We start from the raw sequence: 19,282 nt of genomic DNA on the forward strand, positions 1-19,282 counted from the left end.
TCTTCTGGAGTGGGGTAACAGAGCCGATAACTGATTGATTCTCACTCAACAGTCGCTATGCTGCTTTTTTGCCTGAAAACGGAGGGAGTTCGATGAAAGTGCTGATTGCAGCAGATGAACATGCCTGGGGTGGATTGATTCCCGCGATCCGCCAGACGTTACCTGATATGGAATTTATCGCCTCGGCGGGCCATGCGGCGGAGAGCCTGGCCGGTTTCGATGCGCTGATCCCCGGCATGTGTCGTGTGGATGCACGGTTAATCGCCACTGCCGATCGACTAAAGCTGATTCAGCAGGCGGGCGTCGGGCTGGAAGGTGTTGATCTTGCGGCGGCAAAGCAAGCCGGCATTATGGTGGCGAATGTCCCTTCCGATAATTCAGGCAATGCCGATTCAGTGGCGGAGCTGGGTATCTGGATGATGATTGGGCTGGCGCGTCGCCAGCATGAGATTGCCGATTGCCTTGCACAGCAGAGGCTCGGACAGCCAATTGGATTGGGACTGATGGGCAAAACCGTCGGGCTGGTGGGATTAGGTGGCATCGGCAAAGCGCTGGCGAAGCGCCTTGCCCCGTTTGGTATGCGTATGATTGGCGTAAAACGCGAGGCGGATGAAGCCTTTGCGCGTCAGCATCAGCTCGACTGGATCGGTACAATGTCGCAGTTACCGGAACTGCTACAGCAGGCGGACTTTGTGGTGCTCAGCCTGCCAGACAACGCCGATACTCATAACATCATCAACGCGGATGCGCTGGCGCAGATGAAACAGGACAGTTTCCTGATTAATCTCGGACGCGGTGGGTTGATAGAGAAACAGGCTTTTCTGACGGCGCTGGAGAGCAAAAAATTAGCCGGGGCCGGGCTGGATGTGTTCTGGCAGGAGCCGCCCGATCCGCAGGATCCGGTGTTCCGCTATAACGTGATCGCCACCCCGCACATTGGTGGCGTGACGGACATTTCCCTGGCAGGCAACATCAAAGGGATCTGCGATAACCTGCGCCGTCTGCGCGATGGCGACGCGGTGATCGATCGTAAAGCCTGATCTCAAGGCAGGCGCAGTGGGATATTCTGTTGCGCCAGCCAGTTTTTCAGCGCCGCTTCTGGCGCACTGTCACTCACCAGCAGATCAAAACGACGCAGCTCACCGATGCGGGCGGGCAGTACTTTGCCAAATTTGCTGCTATCGGCCACCAACACACGGGTGCGCGCCCGTAACATGGCGTGATGCTTCATGGCTAATTCATTGATGTTATAGCAGGTTGCGCCCTGTTCCTGATCGATGCCCGCTGCCGAGATAAAGGCCAGCGTGGGGCAGAGATCGTCGAGGATCGAGTGGGCACCGATCGGCGTGAACAGCGCGTTATCGGCATGAAACTCTCCGCCGCTCAGGATCACATTACAGGCCGGTTTCTCTTTCAGCGCGAGAAAGGTATTCATGGCGCAGCAAATCGCGGTGAAGGGCAAGGCGTCCGGGATAGCATCCACGATGTAGGGCAAGGTGGTACCGCAGTCAAAAAACACCGTATCGTTTTCGCTGATCAAACTTGCCGCCACCTGCGCCAGACGTTGTTTACGTGCGGCGTTTTGGCTGTGTTGGTCGGAGATAAAATAGTGTCCGGCGTGGCTTTTCGGATCGCTGACAATATACCCCCCCAACAGTACGACCGCCGAAGCCGGTTCCGTCAGATCGCGGCGAATCGTCATCTCTGATACACCCAACAATTGAGCCGCATCTTTCAGGTGTAGCTTGTCGGTACGCTTCAGCGCCTGTGCCAGCTTGTGAATTCGTTCGTCGCGCCGGGTTTCCATGATGATCTCTGTTGATTGAGTAGGCTGAGGTCGAGGATGCTGAAGGTGAAATCACGATAAATGATAAAAAATTTAATGATTTGCGATACCTGTAGCACAACGATTTTCAATATTACCTGTAATAGGATCGGCCCGCAAACCCCTCTCTCCGGTCCGTGATGGCCGTTTCGCTTAACGCTATCTCTGCAACACGATGATGTTACATTGTTAGAATAATAACACTCTCGCTCGGTAATCTTTGGCGTTATATCGCTTTTGTTGATGATGTTGAGGTGTGAATTTTGTCACATTACAACCTTAATTTAACTGTTATTGTTAATTTAATAACATTATAAGGTTAAAAATTCACCGGGGAGTTAACAATGGATATCGCGGTTATTGGGTCAAATATGGTGGACCTTATTACCTACACCAATCAGCTACCGAAAGCCGGGGAGACGCTGGAAGCTCCCGATTTCGCTATCGGCTGCGGAGGGAAAGGGGCAAATCAGGCGGTGGCAGCAGCGAAAATGGGCGGTCGCGTGATGATGGTGAGCAAAGTGGGCGACGATCTGTTTGCGCCTAACACCGTGGCGAACCTCAAACAGCAGGGCGTGGATACCCAATATGTGACCACCGCAGCGGGTACGTCCAGCGGCGTGGCGCCCATCTTCGTTGACGATCAATCACAGAATCGCATTTTGATTATCAAGGGTGCCAATCAGCAGCTCAAACCAGCAGACATTGATGAGGCCGCTGAGGCGCTGAAAGCCTGCAAGCTGATCATCCTGCAGTTAGAAATCCCGCTGGAAACCGTCTATTACGCCATCGATTTTGCGCGTCAGCACGATATCAAAGTGATCCTTAACCCGGCACCGGCGGTGGCGAATCTCGATATCGACTATGCCTGCAAGTGCGATTTTTTTATGCCCAATGAAACCGAACTGGAGATCCTCACGGGCATGCCGGTGGGCACGGATGACGAGGTGAAACGGGCAGGGCAGACGCTGCTTAAGCGCGGTCTGAAAAACCTGATTATTACCCTCGGAGGGCGCGGTTCGCTATGGATGGCGGGTGACACTCTGCACCATGTGGCCCCCACGCCAGTGAAGGCTGTGGACACCAGCGGTGCGGGTGATGCTTTCATCGGCTGCTTCGCGCATGCGCTGGTGAAAAGTGGTGATATCGCGGCGGCGATGGCGCAAGCCTCGGCCTACGCCGCTTGCAGCGTGACCGGTCGCGGTACGCAGCGTTCCTATCCTGACGCGGAAACCTTCCAGCGTTTTCTCAACGTACACTGAGGTCGAGCTATGCAACCGAACATTGTTCAGCAACCTGACGGCTATCTGAATAAGACGCCGCTGTTTCAGTTCATTTTGCTCTCGTGCCTGTTCCCGTTGTGGGGCTGTGCTGCGAGCCTGAACGACATCCTGATCACCCAGTTCAAAAGCGTGTTCGCGTTGAGCGACTTTGCCAGCGCACTGGTGCAGAGTGCGTTTTACGGCGGCTATTTTCTGATTGCGATCCCGGCTTCTTTGGTGATCCGCAAAGCCACTTACAAGCTGGCGATCCTGATGGGTCTTGTGCTCTACATTGTGGGTTGCGTGCTGTTTTATCCCGCCTCGCACATGGCGACTTACACCATGTTCCTTGCGGCGATTTTCGCCATCGCCATTGGCTTAAGCTTCCTCGAAACCGCAGCTAATACCTACAGCTCAATGATTGGGCATCGCGATCACGCCACGCTGCGTCTCAATATCAGCCAGACGTTCTATCCGATTGGCGCGCTGATGGGCATCGTGTTGGGCAAGTATCTGGTGTTCCAGGACGGTGAAAGCCTGCATGCGCAAATGGCGGGCATGAACGCGGAGCAGGCGCATGCTTTCCGTCTCAGCATGCTGGAACATACATTGGAACCTTATAAATATCTGGTGATGGTGTTAGTGGTGGTGATGTTGCTGTTCCTGTTCACTCGCTATCCCCGCTGCAAACCTCAGTCGAGCGAAAAGTCGCTGCCTTCACTGGGTGAGACCTTCCGCTATCTGGCGGGGAATCGTCACTTTAAGCGCGGTATCGTCGCGCAGTTCCTGTATGTCGGGATGCAGGTAGCCGTCTGGTCCTTTACCATTCGTCTGGCCTTGACGCTGGGGGCGACCAACGAACGTCATGCCTCTAACTTTATGATTTACAGCTTTATCTGTTTCTTCATTGGTAAGTTTGTCGCTAACTTCCTGATGACGCGCTTCCGTGCAGAGAAAGTGCTGATTGCCTACTCAGTCCTCGGTGTCATCACCCTCGCGTGGGTGATGTTTGTCCCCAACTTTACTGCGGTGTACGCGGCGGTATTTGTGAGCGTGCTGTTCGGACCATGCTGGGCCACCATCTATGCCGGCACGTTGGCTACGGTGGATAACAAGTACACGGAAGTCGCGGGTGCTTTCATCGTGATGTCGATTGTGGGTGCCGCCTTTATTCCGGCCATTCAGGGCTTTGTTTCCGATCATCTGGGATCGATGCAGTTGGCGTTCGGCGTTTCGCTGCTGTGCTTCGCGTGGGTCGGCTTCTACTTCTGGGGCGAGCTGCGCCATAAAAACCAGGCGATTCAGGCAGGCCGTTTAGTGGAGGAGATGCCATGAAAACCCGTTTACCGCTGCGCCGGGAGCAGTTTCATGAAACGCCCAGCACGCTGCTGCACAATGCCTCTTTCCACGTCGAGTTATTCCGCTATCCGGCGGGTGTTGAAGCGGTGCGTATCAGCAATCTGCGCGGTACGGTGATCGTGCTGCCGTTTTACGGCCAGATGGTGTGGGATGCCACGTTCGATGGCCACTCGCTGACCATGGGGCACAGTTTCAAACAGCCGCTGCTCGGCAGTTCGATTATCGATACCTATGGCTGTTTTGCCTTCCATTCGGGTTTGCTGGCCAACGGTTGTCCGGCCCCGGAGGATGACCATCCGCTGCACGGTGAAATGGCCTGCGCCCGCATGGACAGCGCATGGATCGTGCTGGAGCAGGATCGTGTGTCGTTGGAAGGCGAAACCGAGTATGTAAAAGGTTTCGGCCATCACTATTTAGCCTCTCCGGCGGTGCGGTTGCACGCCGACACGCCGCGCCTGCAGATTGAAATGAACGTCACCAATCTGGCGGGGGCACCGATGCCGCTACAGTATATGTGTCATCTGAACAGCGCCTGGCTGGCAAATGGCCGCTTTAATCAGTCGATCCCACAGGATGCCTTTCAGTTACGGACGTCGATTCCGGCCCATGTGAAGCCGACACCGCAGTGGAGCGCCTATACCGATCAACTGGCACGCGATCCGCAAGCCTTCCAGCAGTTAGATCAGCCGGAGATGTGCGATCCGGAGATTGTGTTCTTTGCCGATAATTTGCCGCAGTACGGCAACGAAGTGCAGTTTGAGTTGCATGCGCCGGAAGGCTTCGCACTGATGACCCGCTTCGATAGCCGCCAGTTCCCGCACGCCACGCGCTGGATGCTGTACAACCACGATCAGCAGGTCGCGGCCTATGTGCTGCCCTCCACCTGCCGACCGGAAGGATTTAAGGCGGCGCAGCGTGCCGGCACGCTGATTGAATTGGCTCCAGGTGAGAAGCGCCACTTTAGCGTGGAGACGGGAATTCTGTAATTTTTTTGACGGCGGGGGGCCTGAAGCATGAAGGCCCAGCGGTAACGCCGTCTGGGACCGCACAGAGGCTGGCGGTCCTCGTGCGTGCCGTCATAAAACTGTCACGCAATATCCTCGCCAATCGTATAAAGCCCATCCCCCTGTTGGACGATAACTCCTGCGACATTCGTCACAGTCGTTCTCCTCTCTTTTTACCAGGGTTCAGATTTATGAAGCTCAACCAGTTTAAAATTGGCCAGCGGCTGGGGTTTCTCGCCACGCTGCTGCTGTTCGCAACGTTGTTGATGGGACTGCACGGACTGCAAGTCAATATGCAGGCGCTGGAAAACAATCAAGATGTGATGGCACGTGAAGTCTTGATTGCTGACAGCATCGACACCGCGCGCAGTGCGCAGGTGCAGTTCAAGATACAAGTGCAGGAGTGGAAAAATACCCTGTTACGCGGCACGCAAGGGCAGGAGACCTTCGATAAGTACAAAAAGGCATTTTTGAAAGAGAGCCAGCAAACGCAGGCACTGCTGAGTAAACTCAGTCAAATCCAGACGGCGCTGGGGCTGCCTACTGCACCAGTTGAGCAGGCACGCCAGGTGCATGCAGGGCTGGAGAGCCAATATCTGGCGGCGCTGGAAAACTACCGCATCAGCGACAGTAGCAGCGCCACCCGCGTTGACCATCTGGTGACAGGGATTGACCGCGCACCCACGCAGCAAATCGACGATCTGGTGGCTGCCACCCTGAAGCGCGCGCAGCAGATGCATCAGGAGATCGAGGCGAATAACCTCGCCCACTACCAGAAAACCCGCATGCTGCTGCTCATCGCCATGGTCTGTATTCTGCTGGTGGGTATCGGCATTACCGCCTGGCTGGTGCAAAGCATCACCCGCCCTTTGAAGCAGGCGATCAGCGTGGCAAAAACCGTGGCCGCTGGAGATCTGCGTGCGCAAATTGAAGTATCAGGACGCGATGAAACCGCGCAACTGATGGCGGCACTGCGCGACATGAACCACAACCTGACGCGCATCGTCACTGGTGTGCGATCCGGCACCGAAGCGATTGCGGATACCACCGATCAGGTGGCGCATGGCAGCCGTGAATTGTCGGCGCGCAATGAAGCGCAGGCAAGCGCACTGGAAGAGACGGCGGCTTCCATGGAGCAGTTGACGTCGGTGGTCAAAAACAACGCCGAGAATGCACGTCATGCCAGCGACATCGCCCGGGATACACGCCAGCGCGCCGGAGAAGGCGGTGAGGTGGTGGAAAAAGTGGTGGTGGCGATGGGGGAAATTCACCAGTTCTCGCGTGAGATCAACGAGATCGTCACGGTGATCGATGGCATCGCGTTCCAGACCAATATTCTGGCATTGAATGCTGCTGTCGAGGCGGCCCGAGCTGGAAACGATGGCCGTGGCTTTGCCGTGGTGGCTTCAGAAGTGCGGACGCTGGCACAGCGATCGGCCTCCGCCGCGCGTGATATTCGTGGTCTTACCGATCGATCGGTGAATCTGATTGCGCAGGGCAACACGCTGGTCAAAGGTGCGGGATCGTCGATGCAGGAGATTGTCGAAAGCGTGAAGCAGTTGTGTGAGCTGATGGAAAATATCTCGGCAGCCAGCGCGGAACAGAGCGTGGGGATCGAGCAGGTGAATCTGGCGGTGACGCATATGGATGCGGCGACACAGCAGAATGCCACGCTGTCACAGCAATCAGCACAGTCAGCACGTGCGCTGAATCAGCAGGTTGGCTCGCTGGTGGAGAATATCAGCGTGTTCCAACTGGATACAAAACCGGCGCATTAATTTCCGCTAATAAATGGCGCCGCTGCGGCACTGGGCTGTAGCGGCGCGATTCATCGCGCGTTTCAATATATTAAATCGCCACCAACCCGCGTACGCCCTCGGCTTCCATATTGGCACCTGCGCCACGTTGTACAATCTCCCCGCGCGACATCACCAGATAGCTGTCGGCCAACTCGGCGGCGAAATCGTAAAACTGCTCCACCAGCAGGATCGCCATGTCACCGCGCTGTGCTAACTGGCGGATCACCGCGCCGATCTCTTTGATCACCGACGGTTGGATCCCTTCGGTGGGTTCATCGAGGATCAATAACTGTGGTTGACAGGCCAGCGCACGCCCGATCGCCAACTGTTGTTGTTGCCCGCCAGAAAGATCGCCGCCGCGTCGTGCTTTCATCTCTCGTAGCACCGGGAACAGTTGGTAGATCTCCTCTGGCACCGTTTTGGCCTGCGATCCGGAAAAACGAGCCAGCCCCATCAGCAGGTTCTCTTCCACCGTCAGACGCGGGAAAATTTCACGCCCCTGTGGCACATAAGCGATCCCAGACTGCACGCGCTGATGCGGTTTACGGCTATTGATCACTTTATCCTGCCAGCGAATTTCACCGGACTTCGCGGGGATCAACCCCATCAGGCACTTCAGCAGTGTGGTTTTCCCCACGCCGTTGCGACCCAGCAGGCAGGTAATCTCGCCTGATTTAGCCTCAAAAGAGAGACCGCGCAGAATGTGGCTGCCGCCGTAATATTGGTTCAGTTCGGAGACTTGTAGCATCTTAACGCCCCAGATAAACGTCGATAACGCGATCGTCCGCCTGCACTTCGCGTAACGATCCCTCCGCCAGCACCTGGCCTTGATGCAACACCGTGACATGATCGGCGATAGTTTCCACAAAGCCCATATCGTGTTCGACCACCATCAGCGAGTGCTTGCCTGCCAGGCTACGAAACAGTTCGGCGGTGTACTCAGTTTCTGCATCGGTCATGCCCGCTGCGGGTTCGTCGAGCAGCAGCAGATGGGGGTCTTGCACCAGCAGCATGCCGATTTCAAGAAACTGCTTCTGGCCGTGCGACAGCAAACCCGCCTTGCGCTGGCGTTCGCCCCCGAGGCGCAGCAGTTTCAGCACTTCATCAATGCGGTCTTGCTGCTCGCCATTGAGCTTTGCCCGCAAGCTGGCCCACACGGATTTATCATTTTTCAGCGCGATCTCCAGATTCTCAAACACCGTTAACGCTTCAAACACCGTGGGTTTCTGGAACTTACGGCCAATGCCAGCGCGCGCGATCTCCACCGGTGACATTTTGGTGAGATCGGTGTCCTGGTCGTAGATCACTTGCCCGTTATCAGGACGGGTTTTGCCGGTGATCACATCCATCAAGGTGGTTTTGCCCGCGCCGTTGGGGCCGATCACACAGCGCAGTTCGCCAACGCCGATCTTCAGTGACAGATCGGTCAGGGCACGGAAGCCATCAAATGAGACGTTGATCTTCTCCAGCTGCAGCACCGGATCGCTCTGATCGCGGTGGCGGTCTGCTGGATGGGGTTGGGTAAACAGTTGCTCAGTCATCACGCCTCCGGCGCAGCAGGCCAATCACACCACGCGGCAGGAACAGCGTGACGAGGATAAACATCAGGCCGAGGAAGAACAGCCAGTATTCCGGGAAGGCAACGGTAAACCAACTTTTGGCTCCGTTGACAATCGCCGCACCTAACAGCGGGCCAATCAAGGTACCGCGACCGCCCAGCGCCACCCAAATGGCCGCCTCAATCGAGTTGGTGGGGGACATTTCACTGGGGTTAATGATGCCCACCTGCGGCACATACAGGGCGCCAGCCAGCCCGCACAGTACGGCGGAGAGCGTCCAGACAAACAGCTTGAATCCTTTAGGATCATAACCGACGAACATCAGGCGGTTTTCTGCATCACGCACTGCGGTGAGTACACGGCCAAACTTGCTGCGTGCCAGCGCGAAGCCAATCCCCAGACTGATCAGCAGCAACAGCACGGTGGCGATAAACAGTCCGATGCGGGTGCCGGTGGCGGTGACATTAAAGCCGAGCAGGGTGGTGAAGCCGGTGAAGCCGTTGTTGCCACCGAAGCCGGTTTCATTGCGGAAGAACAGCAGCATGCCCGCGTAGGTCAGCGCTTGCGTCATGATCGAGAAGTAAACGCCTTTGATCTTTGAGCGGAAGGCGAAGAAGCCAAACACCAGCGCCAGCAAGCCGGGCACCAGCATGATCAGACACAGCGCCCAGGCAAAGTGCTGGGTACCGGCCCAGAACCACGGCAGCTCGTTCCACGACAGGAATGACATAAACGCCGGTAAGCCCTCGCCAGAGGCCTGACGCATCAGGTACATGCCCATGGCATAGCCGCCCAACGCGAAGAACAGGCCGTGCCCGAGCGACAGTAATCCGGCATAGCCCCACACCAAATCCAGTGCTACCGCGACGGTGGCATAGCAGAGAATTTTCCCCACCAGCGTCAGCGTGTAGGTGGAGATCGCCAACGGGTGCGTGGCGGGCAACAAGGCGCAGAACGGCATGATCAACAGCAGCGCGGTGACCACGATGCCGAGGCCGATGCTGAGGCGCGGCGCTTTGCGCGCCAGCGTTAAGGTGATGGGTTGGCTCATTAGTCGATGACCCTCCCTTTAAAGGCAAACAGGCCCTGTGGACGTTTCTGAATAAACAGCACGATCAACACGAGGATGAGGATTTTACCCAGCACCGCACCAATTTGCGGTTCCAGTACTTTGTTGAGAATGCCGAGGCCAAAGGCCGCCACCACGGTGCCCGCCAGTTGCCCGACACCACCCAGCACTACCACGAGGAACGAGTCGATGATGTAGCCCTGGCCGAGTTCGGGGCCGACGTTACCCAACTGCGATAACGCCACGCCGCCGAGTCCTGCAATGCCAGAACCGAGGCCGAATGCCAGCATATCGATGCGCCCGGTGGGCACGCCGCAGCAATCGGCCATGGCGCGGTTTTGCGTCACGGCACGCACGCTGAGGCCCAAGCGCGTTTTGTTCAGCAGCAGCCAGGTGAGGCCTAACACGGCAAACACGAACAGGATCACCGCGATACGGTTGTACGGCAGCACCAGGTTGGGCAGGACCTGCAAGCCGCCAGAGAGCCAGCCTGGGTTAGCCACTTCGAGGTTTTGCGCGCCGAACAGCATGCGCACCAGTTGGATCAGCATCAGGCTGATGCCCCAGGTGGCGAGCAGCGTTTCCAGTGGGCGTCCATACAGGTGACGGATAATGGTGCGCTCCAGCAGCATGCCGATACCCGCTGTCACCAGGAACGCTACCGGCAGGGCCAGCAGCGGATACCACGCCAGCCACTGTGGCGCGAACTGCTGGAACAGATTCTGCACAAACCAGGTGGCATAGGCACCCAGCATCAGCATCTCGCCGTGCGCCATGTTGATGACGCCGAGCAGGCCGTAGGTGATCGCCAGACCGAGAGCGGCCAGCAGCAGGATTGAGCCGAGAGAGAGACCGGTAAAGGCCTGGCCCAGCAGATCGCCCCACATCAGCCGATGTTTGATCTGTTGCAGGCTGGCGGTTGCTGCCGCGCGTACCTGGGCATCCGGCTCATTGCTGGCTTGCGTTAAACGATTGAGGCTAGCCTGCATATTGGGATCGCTGGATTCCCCAAGTAGCGTAACTGCTTTGAGGCGCACGGCGGCATCCGGGCTGGCCAGTTGCAGGTTGGCCGCGGCCATGGCTAATACAGCATGTACCTGAGTGTCTTTTTCTACGGCGAGGCGCTGTTCAATCAGTGGAAGCTGATCGGCGGCCCCGTCGTTTTGTAACTGTTGTGCGGCGCGCAGGCGCAGAGCCGGGTCATCACTCACCAGCTGGTGGGCGGCGAGGGCGCTGGCGATCAGTACGCGCAGGCGGTTGTTCATAAACAGCTTTTTGGTGTCGCCATTGGGGTGTTGCGCGCTGTCTAACGGGGTGAAGGTGTCAGCCTGTTGGCTGAACGGCTGTTTATCCTGGTCGATGACCACGCTTTCGTTGCGCAGTGCCTGCAGCAGCGGCACGCGGCTCGCCTGCGGTGCAGCGGCCCACTTTTGCAGTAGCGTGGCTTGTTCGGTGCGACTGGCGGCAGCGAAGTCAGCGCCATCGCCCGCCTGAGCCAGCCAAGGCAGGAGCAGCAGCAGACAGCAAAGATAACGGCGGATTGTCATGGTGATGATCCTGTTGAACTGAAGCGGCGTTGAAAATGGTCGCCAAAATTGGCGACCCTACGGAGTCCGCGCAAATAATCCAGGGTCGCCATTGATGGCGACCACCCACTTACTGCGTCGATTTCACCGGATAGTCAGGCTTCTTATCGTTACCCGCGATGTACGGGCTCCACGGCTGTGCACGTACCGTCTTATCGGTCTGCCACACCACGTTGAATTGGCCGTTCTCTTCCACTTCGCCAATCATCACCGGTTTATGCAGGTGGTGGTTGGTTTTATCCATGGTCAGGGTGAAACCGTCTGGTGCTTTAAAGGTCTGTCCTGCCATCGCTGCGCGCACTTTGTCGACATCGGTCGTACCCGCTTTTTCCACCGCTTGCGCCCACATGTGAATGCCGACATAGGTCGCTTCCATTGGGTCGTTGGTCACGACCGTGTTGGCGTTCGGCAGGTTGTGTGCTTTCGCGTAGGCGCGGTAATCCGCAACAAACTTGGCATTGGTTGGGTTATCAACGGATTCAAAGTAGTTCCACGCCGCCAACTGACCGACCAGCGGTTTGGTGTCGATACCACGCAGCTCCTCTTCACCGACAGAGAAAGCAATCACCGGAATGTCCGTCGCTTTGATGCCCTGGTTCGCCAGCTCTTTGTAGAACGGCACGTTAGAGTCACCGTTGATGGTGGAGATCACCGCCGTTTTGCCACCAGCGGAGAATTTCTTGATGTTGGACACGATGGTCTGATAGTCGCTGTAACCAAACGGCGTATAGACCTCTTCGATGTCTTTATCCTGAATACCTTTGCTGTGCAGGAAGGCGCGCAGGATTTTGTTGGTGGTGCGTGGGTAGACGTAATCGGTACCGAGCAGGAAGAAGCGTTTCGCGCTGCCACCGTCTTCGCTCATCAGGTATTCCACCGCCGGGATCGCCTGCTGGTTCGGTGCCGCGCCGGTGTAGAACACGTTCGGTGACATCTCTTCACCTTCATACTGCACCGGGTAGAACAGCAAGCCGTTCAGCTCTTCAAACACCGGCAGCACTGACTTGCGTGATACCGAGGTCCAGCAGCCGAACACCGCCGCGACTTTATCTTGCGTCAGCAGTTGGCGTGCTTTCTCCGCAAACAGCGGCCAGTTTGAGGCGGGATCCACCACCACCGGCTCCAGCTTTTTGCCCAGCACACCGCCTTTGGCGTTGATCTCATCGATGGTCATTAACGCCACGTCTTTCAGCGGTGTCTCCGAGATCGCCATGGTGCCGGAGAGTGAAGACATGATGCCGACTTTGATGGTGTCAGCGGCTTGGGCACCAAAGGTAAAGCCCAAACTGGCCACGGTGGCGGAGAGCGCAAAAGCTTTAAGCAACGAACGTCTTTTCATCGTTAACCCTCTAAATGTGTTAGTGTTTTTATTCAATGGGTTGAAGCCGGGCCTGCTGTAACATATGCAATGTGATCTTTCTGACCTCTGCCTTACTGACGGCGATGTGGTCGGTTAAAATGCGCTGTGCCTCCTCGGTTTGTTGCTGGAAAATCGCCCGTAAAATCTGGGCATGTTCACGGTATGTCGCGTCTACCCGGTCATCTCGCGTGAAGTCGAGGCGGCGGATAATGCGAATTTTTTCGGTCAGCTCGGCGTGGATGCGCGCCATTTCCTGATTACCGGCCGCCGCTACCAGCGCCATATGAAAGGCTTCGTCATGCGCCGATACGGCCTTGCCGTCCTCCAGACGTGGTGCATCAATCCAGAAGCTTTTCAAAGTGGTGAGGACTTCAGCACAGGCCAGCGGCGGCAGTGCACACAAACGGCGCACCGCTTCGCGCTCCAGCACGGTTCGGAAGTCGTACAACTCTTCGAAGTATTCGAAGTCGAACGGCTTCACCTGCCAGCCGCTGCGGAACCACACTTCGACATAGCCCTCGCGTTCCAGCCAGAACAGCGCCTGACGCACTGGCGTACGGCTGACCTCCAGCCGTTCGGCGATTTCGTTTTCACTGAAGCGGTCTCCAGGCATTAAACGGAACTCAAATATGTCCTGTTTCAGTGCCTGGTAGACCTTCTCCGCCAGCGCTTCTGGACGGCCTTTGCTGCGTGGGCTTGGGTTCATGTCAGCTCCTTATTCCAGCCACAGCAGGGTGTCGCCCGGGCTCACCGGACGTCCTGCCTGGCAGGCAATGCGTTTCACCGTGCCGGCTTGCGGCGCGACAATCGCCAGTTCCATTTTCATCGCTTCGACAATAATGATGGTCTGACCGGCTTCCACCGCGTCACCCGGCTGCACCAGCACTTTCCAGATGTTGCCGTTCATGTCGGCGCACACCGCCAGCGCATCGTCATCGGCTTCGGGTGCAATCAGCGTCTCTTCACTGGTGAGTGGCGCGTTCTGCTCTTCCTGCGCCCACAGCGTCACTTCCTGGTCAAAGGCCGCTGACTGGCGCTGACGGAAGGCAGCAATCGAATCCGCGTTATCGTTCAGGAACTGCTGATGGGCGGCGAAATCAAACAGAGTCTCTTCGATGCGTACCGTGGCGCGGCCTTCACGGAAGTCATCGCGCAGTTGGGTTAACTCATCTTCAGTGACCGGATAGAAGCGCACCTGATCGAAGAAGTGCAGCAGCCATGGCTCATCCGCCGCGAACTGATCGTTCTTGAGGAATTTGTTCCAGATCGGCAACGTGCGGCCCACCAGCTGATAACCGCCGGGGGAGTCCATGCCGTAGATGCACATGTACATGCCGCCAATCCCCACCGTGCCTTCGGCCGTGAAGGTACGCGCCGGGCTGTATTTAGAGCTGAGCAGGCGATGGCGCGGATCAATTGGCACTGCACATGGTGCGCCCAGGTACACATCACCCAGACCAAGAATCAGGTAGCTGGCGTCAAAGATCGTGTCACGTACCGCTTCGCGACTCTCCAGGCCGTTAATACGCTGGATAAAATCAACGTTGTTTGGCAACCATGGCGCAGTGGCACGGACGGTTTCTTTGTAGCGTTCCACAGCACCCAGTGTGGCGCTGTCTTCAAAGGCCATTGGCATCCAGACGATACGTGACGGCACTTTTAGCTGGCTGACGTCGCCCAGTCCGGCTTCCAGTTCCAGCAGCAGGTTCATCAGCTGTTTCTGGCTGAGGATCAGGCTGTCATAGCGCACCTGCAGTGAACGCACGCCGGGTGACAGCTCCTCGACACCGGGAACCGCGCGCTCGCGCAGAGCGTTCATCAGCAGATGCACGCGCAGACGCAGTGCCAGATCCAGTACGTTGTCGCCGTATTCAATCAGCACATATTTGTCGCCCGCCTGGCGATAAACCGCCGTTGGCGTGGTTTCTGTCGCTGGGAGTGCTGCCAGCAATGTCGCGGAGCCGAATTCAGTGACCGCTAAGGAAGGCACGTCAAAGGTGGTCGCATGATGGCTGCGCAGCGTCTCAACGCTCTGCGCTTGCGCTTTTTCCAGCGCGACCGCTTCATCCGCACTGATTGGATGGAAGCGAATGGTGTCGCCCGGTTTGACCTGGCCGACTTTCCACAATTCCGCTTTTGCGATAGTCACAGGACAGACAAACCCGCCGAGGCTTGGGCCGTCATGGGTCAGGATCACCGGGAAGTCACCAGTGAAGTTCACCGCGCCAATTGCGTATTCGCAGTCATGGACGTTGGAAGGGTGCAGCCCAGCTTCACCGCCGTTGGCGCGGGTCCAGGTCGGTTTTGGCCCCACCAGACGCACGCCTAAACGGTTGGAGTTGTAATGCACCTGCCAGTCGCTGGCAAAGAACTCGTCGATGGCGGCTTGGGTGAAGAAATCCGGCGCGCCATGCGGCCCGTAGAGTACGCCGATACGCCACTCGGTGCCGTAATGCGGCACCAAGGCATGATCGAGTGCTTGCGGTTTGCTGACCGGCGCAGGCGTGGTGCAAGCCGCCAGCAACGGCTGGGAGATGGGCAGCATATCGGCCACGCGCAACGTGCGTCCGGCATGCCCGCCAAACTGGCCGAGTGAGAAGGTAGAACGGCTGCCGAGGTACTCTGGCACGTCAAAGCCGTTGCGCACCGCAAGATAGGTGCGGCAGCCGCTCTGCGCGCGACCCAAAGTCAGCACCTGGCCCGCTTTGACCTGAATCGGATGCCAGTAGGTCAGGCTCTCGCCATCCAGTTCCGCCGGGCAATCTGCACCGGTCAGGGCAATCACCGCATCGCTGTGGAAGCGCAGTGTCGGCCCTTGCAGGGTAAATTCCAGTCCCGCGGCGCTATCGTGGTTGCCGACGATGCGGTTAGCCAGGCGGAATGCAAAGTCATCCATCGGGCCAGAAGGCGGTACGCCGATATCCCAATAGCCGAGACGGCCAGGAAAATCCTGGATGCTGCTGAAGGTGCCCGGCTGCAGCACTTCAATCACGCTGGCAGATGGCGTGAAGCTGTCGAGGAAGCGCGTCCACACCTTGCCGCTCTGGAAGGCTTCAGTGGCGATGATTTGGCGCAGGTAATCAAGGTTGGTCGCAATGCCGTGCAACTGCGTGGCATCCAGCGCCTGTTGCATCTTCGCCAGAGCCGCTTCTCGGGTATCCGCCTGCACGATAAGTTTGGCCACCATGGGATCGTAAAACGCGGATACCTCAGTACCGGTATCGATCCAGCCATCCACGCGCACATCGTCCGGGAAGGAGACGTCGGTCAGCACACCAGGGCTTGGCTGGAAGTTCTTCAGCGGATCTTCGGCGTAGATACGCACTTCAATCGAGGCACCCTGTGGCGCCTGTTGCAGGCGTGCCCAGTCGATGGCATCGCCCGCTGCGACCATCAGCATGCATTCGACCAGATCGAGTCCGGTGACACATTCGGTGACCGGATGCTCCACCTGCAAACGGGTATTCACTTCGAGGAAGTAGAAGGCGTCTTTTTCGGCATCATAGATATATTCCACCGTACCCGCGCTGCGGTAGCTCACCAGCTCACCAAGGCGCACCGCTGAGGCCAGCAACGCTTCACGTGTGGCCTGCGGAAGATTCGGTGCTGGGGTCTCTTCCACCACTTTCTGGTTACGACGTTGCAGCGAGCAGTCGCGCTCGCCCAATGCGATCACCTTACCGCTGCCATCACCAAAGATCTGGACCTCGACGTGGCGTGCGCGGTCGATAAAGCGCTCAAGGAACACGCCGGCATCACTAAAGAACTGTTCGCCGAGGCGACGCACACTTTCCCACGCATTGCGCAGCGCTTCGGCGTCATCACAGCGGGTTAAACCAATGCCGCCGCCGCCCGCCGTGCTTTTCAACATCACCGGATAACCAATGTTTTCCGCCGCGCTGAGTGCTTCCTCCAGCGAGTTCAATAACGGTGTGCCCGGTGTCATCGGTACGCCGGCATTGGCAGCCAGTTCACGTGCACGGTGTTTCAGACCAAACTCACCAATCTGATGCGCCGTAGGGCCGACAAAGGCGATACCGGCCTCTTCACAAGCGGCGGCAAACGGCAGGCTTTCAGAGAGGAAACCGTAACCTGGCCAGATGGCTTCTGCGCCGGTCTCTTTGGCCGCCGCCAGAATTTTATCGATGCGCAAATAGCTGTCGCTGGCCTTATCACCGCCCAGCGCAATCGCCACATCCGCTTCTTTGACGTGGCGCGCATTGCGATCGGCATCTGAATACACTGCAACGCTCTTCACGCCGAGGCGCTTGAGGGTACGAATGGCACGGCAGGCGATCTCGCCACGGTTGGCAATCAGTACGGTGCTGAACATGTTTATTTACTCCCCTGGGAGGCCAGCCAGTTACGCCAGCCGGCGAATTCAGTGATTTCCAGCGCCTGTGCCAGCACCGCCGGTTCGCAGATAAAGCCTTTCACTGTGCGGCCATCAGCCAGCGTCAGTGAGCCGATGCCGAGCGGGGCCGGGATCTCTGCCACAAACTCACCAAAGCGCGCCAGCGGGATATCCCACAGCTCAACGGTGATCGCTGCACCGCTGTCGCCGCGCAGCAGGCCAGGCTTCTTAATCGGGCCATCGAGCAGGGCAAACAGGCGATAGTTGCTGGCGGTTTGCGTCTCTTCCACTAACACCGCATGGCGGTTGGTGAGCTGGAAATTGAGCGGCATGCCAGTGAGATGCGCACCGACCACCGCCACGCGCACGTGATCGGCTGAGACTGGTAAGGATGAGTGCTGAGCAGGTTGTGGTTTGCCGGTGGCACCCAGCGTCAACGCCATCTGCTGCTGCCAATGCATGCCAAAGCCCGCCAGTGCGCGATCCTGCCAGGCGGGAGCAATCAAGGTGATGCCAGCAGGCAAACCATCGGCACGGAACGGGCCGGGCAGGGCCAGGGCACTGAGATCGGCGAGGTTGGTGAAGTTGGTGTAGGTGCCGAACTGCGAGTTGTAGTGCACCGGCTCCTGTTTCATCTCTTCCAGCGTATGGATGGTGGGGGAGGTTGGCACCACCAGCGCATCAAACTGCGCCAGCGTTTGCTGGATTTGGCGCGTCAGTTCGGCGCGCAGATATTCGGCCTGATAGGCTTCGACCGCGGTGTATTTCAGGCCGCTGCTGACAATGCCATACACCACCGGATCCATCTCTTCCGGGCGGTTGATCATCTCACCCACCGCGACGGTACGCTCGGCGACCCACGGGCCGTAGTAGAGCTGCTCCGCTAACTGGTGGAATGGCGTGAAATCAATGGCGTGCAAAGTGGCGCCAGTCGCTTGCAACTGCGCAAGGGCGCTATCCCAGGCCGCTTCAGCCTGTTTATCGCCAAAGAACTCTGGCGAAGCGGGAATAGCAAAATCTGGCTGCGCTTTGAAGCTGGCGGGCGCGGTATGCGGGTTGCTGCGCGAATAAGCATCCCCGGCATCGTAGCCACCTGCGGCGGTGGCGACAGCGAAGGCATCTTCTACCGTTAATGCAAAAACGGAAATGGTATCGTTCAGGCGGCAGGCGGGCACCACGCCGCTGGCAGAGAACCAGCCTTTGGTGGGCTTGAGCCCGACAATGTTATTAAAACCAGCCGGTACGCGGCCCGATCCGGCGGTGTCTGTGCCAAGTGAAAAGCCGACCAGACCGCGTGCCAGCACCGACGCCGAACCCGAACTTGATCCGCCACTGACATATTCTGGATTAAATGTGTTGCTCACCGCGCCATACGGGGAACGAGTGCCCACTAAACCTGTCGCATATTGGTCGAGGTTAGTTTTACCGATAACCACCGCACCTGCGGCTTTTAACTGTGCGACAACAAAGGCATCGGCTTCGGCGGTGTAAGTAAAGGCTGGGCAGGCCGCGCTGGTGGGCCAGCCAGCGACATCAATATTGTCTTTCACGGCAAAGGGCACGCCAAACAAAGGCAGCGCCGCAGGATTACGCAGGTAGCTGGCCAGTAGCGGCTCGATTTGTGCCTGCAATTGCGCCGGCGTGGCAAGGTAAAGCCACGCGTTATCCTGCTGGTCGAGAGCGTCGAGGTGCGCGGCCAACAGTGAGGTAATGCTCTGCGGGTCCTGCTGGTAGCGGTGTTGCCAATCCTGAAGCGTGTAGCCGAAGGTTGATGCCATGAGTGAATTCCAACTGGTATACAAGATGGAATTCAATAGAGCAAAGCGCGTGCCATTTTTATAACATGATGATTTTTAATAATTAATTCACGTGTAATAAGTTTTTGTGATGAAAGATTGCACAATCAAAGCGCAGAAGTTGTGCGATCGCGGTGCGCCTGCGTAAATTTTGTGAAGAACATGGCAAGAGTGGATGGGCTTAGTTAGCATGAAGGGGGTCTGATATTGGACTGAACCCATAATGTTGGACTGTAAAACGACATAATGGGGATAAATCATGAAGCCCAAATATTCCACTCAATTCAAGTTAAAGGTCGTGCGTTACTT

14 protein-coding genes are annotated in these 19,282 nt (G+C 57.3%); 5 read left to right on the forward strand and 9 right to left on the reverse strand.

The window, feature by feature from the left end; all coding sequences use genetic code 11:
- Positions 1-92: 92 nt before the first annotated feature.
- Positions 93-1,040, forward strand: coding sequence for a 2-hydroxyacid dehydrogenase (locus tag ACPUC8_RS09985; protein ID WP_494926111.1), 948 nt, complete (start codon positions 93-95; stop codon positions 1,038-1,040).
- Between the two features lie 2 nt (positions 1,041-1,042).
- Here the strand turns inward: ACPUC8_RS09985 and deoR are convergent, their stop codons facing one another.
- Entirely contained in the window at positions 1,043-1,807 is a 765-nt protein-coding gene (gene deoR / locus ACPUC8_RS09990; protein ID WP_039329513.1) for a DNA-binding transcriptional repressor DeoR, read from the reverse strand.
- A gap of 362 nt (positions 1,808-2,169) precedes the next feature.
- Between deoR and rbsK the strand changes: the two genes are divergently transcribed.
- The 4 genes from rbsK (at position 2,170) to ACPUC8_RS10010 (ending at position 7,228) form a co-directional block, all read left to right on the forward strand.
- Complete coding sequence (gene rbsK, locus ACPUC8_RS09995) at positions 2,170-3,087, forward strand: ribokinase (protein ID WP_494926112.1); 918 nt, start codon at positions 2,170-2,172, stop codon at positions 3,085-3,087.
- Positions 3,088-3,096: 9 nt separating this feature from the next.
- The gene (fucP, locus tag ACPUC8_RS10000; protein WP_039329509.1) at positions 3,097-4,422 is read left to right on the forward strand and encodes an L-fucose:H+ symporter permease; all 1,326 of its coding nucleotides are present in this window, start codon (positions 3,097-3,099) and stop codon (positions 4,420-4,422) included.
- Positions 4,419-5,432 carry an aldose 1-epimerase family protein gene (locus tag ACPUC8_RS10005; RefSeq protein ID WP_494926113.1) on the forward strand — a complete coding sequence of 338 codons (1,014 nt, stop codon included), beginning with the start codon at positions 4,419-4,421 and terminating at the stop codon, positions 5,430-5,432. Before fucP ends, ACPUC8_RS10005 begins: the two co-directional genes overlap by 4 nt.
- A gap of 209 nt (positions 5,433-5,641) precedes the next feature.
- Positions 5,642-7,228, forward strand: coding sequence for a methyl-accepting chemotaxis protein (locus ACPUC8_RS10010; protein WP_494926114.1), 1,587 nt, complete (start codon positions 5,642-5,644; stop codon positions 7,226-7,228).
- A gap of 70 nt (positions 7,229-7,298) precedes the next feature.
- Here the strand turns inward: ACPUC8_RS10010 and urtE are convergent, their stop codons facing one another.
- The 8 genes from urtE to atzF form a co-directional block, all read right to left on the reverse strand.
- On the reverse strand, positions 7,299-7,997 hold the full coding sequence (gene urtE / locus ACPUC8_RS10015) for an urea ABC transporter ATP-binding subunit UrtE (protein WP_494926115.1): 699 nt from the start codon (positions 7,995-7,997) through the stop codon (positions 7,299-7,301).
- A 1-nt stretch (position 7,998) separates the two neighbouring features.
- The gene (gene urtD, locus ACPUC8_RS10020) at positions 7,999-8,790 is read right to left on the reverse strand and encodes an urea ABC transporter ATP-binding protein UrtD (protein ID WP_039329501.1); all 792 of its coding nucleotides are present in this window, start codon (positions 8,788-8,790) and stop codon (positions 7,999-8,001) included.
- The gene (gene urtC, locus ACPUC8_RS10025; protein WP_039329499.1) at positions 8,783-9,859 is read right to left on the reverse strand and encodes an urea ABC transporter permease subunit UrtC; all 1,077 of its coding nucleotides are present in this window, start codon (positions 9,857-9,859) and stop codon (positions 8,783-8,785) included. The genes urtD and urtC overlap by 8 nt, the downstream gene beginning before the upstream one ends.
- A complete protein-coding gene (gene urtB, locus ACPUC8_RS10030) occupies positions 9,859-11,424 on the reverse strand; it encodes an urea ABC transporter permease subunit UrtB (RefSeq protein WP_494926116.1) in 1,566 nt (521 codons plus the stop codon). The genes urtC and urtB overlap by 1 nt, the downstream gene beginning before the upstream one ends.
- A gap of 109 nt (positions 11,425-11,533) precedes the next feature.
- Positions 11,534-12,802 (reverse strand): urea ABC transporter substrate-binding protein, encoded by a 1,269-nt coding sequence (urtA, locus tag ACPUC8_RS10035; RefSeq protein WP_039329495.1) that lies wholly within the window; start codon positions 12,800-12,802, stop codon positions 11,534-11,536.
- Positions 12,803-12,830: 28 nt separating this feature from the next.
- A complete protein-coding gene (locus tag ACPUC8_RS10040) occupies positions 12,831-13,529 on the reverse strand; it encodes a GntR family transcriptional regulator (RefSeq protein ID WP_039329493.1) in 699 nt (232 codons plus the stop codon).
- A gap of 9 nt (positions 13,530-13,538) precedes the next feature.
- A complete protein-coding gene (uca, locus tag ACPUC8_RS10045) occupies positions 13,539-17,156 on the reverse strand; it encodes an urea carboxylase (RefSeq protein ID WP_494926117.1) in 3,618 nt (1,205 codons plus the stop codon).
- 2 nt (positions 17,157-17,158) lie between these two features.
- Positions 17,159-18,955, reverse strand: a complete 1,797-nt coding sequence (atzF, locus tag ACPUC8_RS10050) for an allophanate hydrolase (RefSeq protein WP_494926118.1) — start codon at positions 18,953-18,955, stop codon at positions 17,159-17,161.
- Between the last annotated feature and the right edge of the window lie 327 nt (positions 18,956-19,282).

This window comes from Pantoea sp. CFCC18177, from assembly GCF_059412425.1.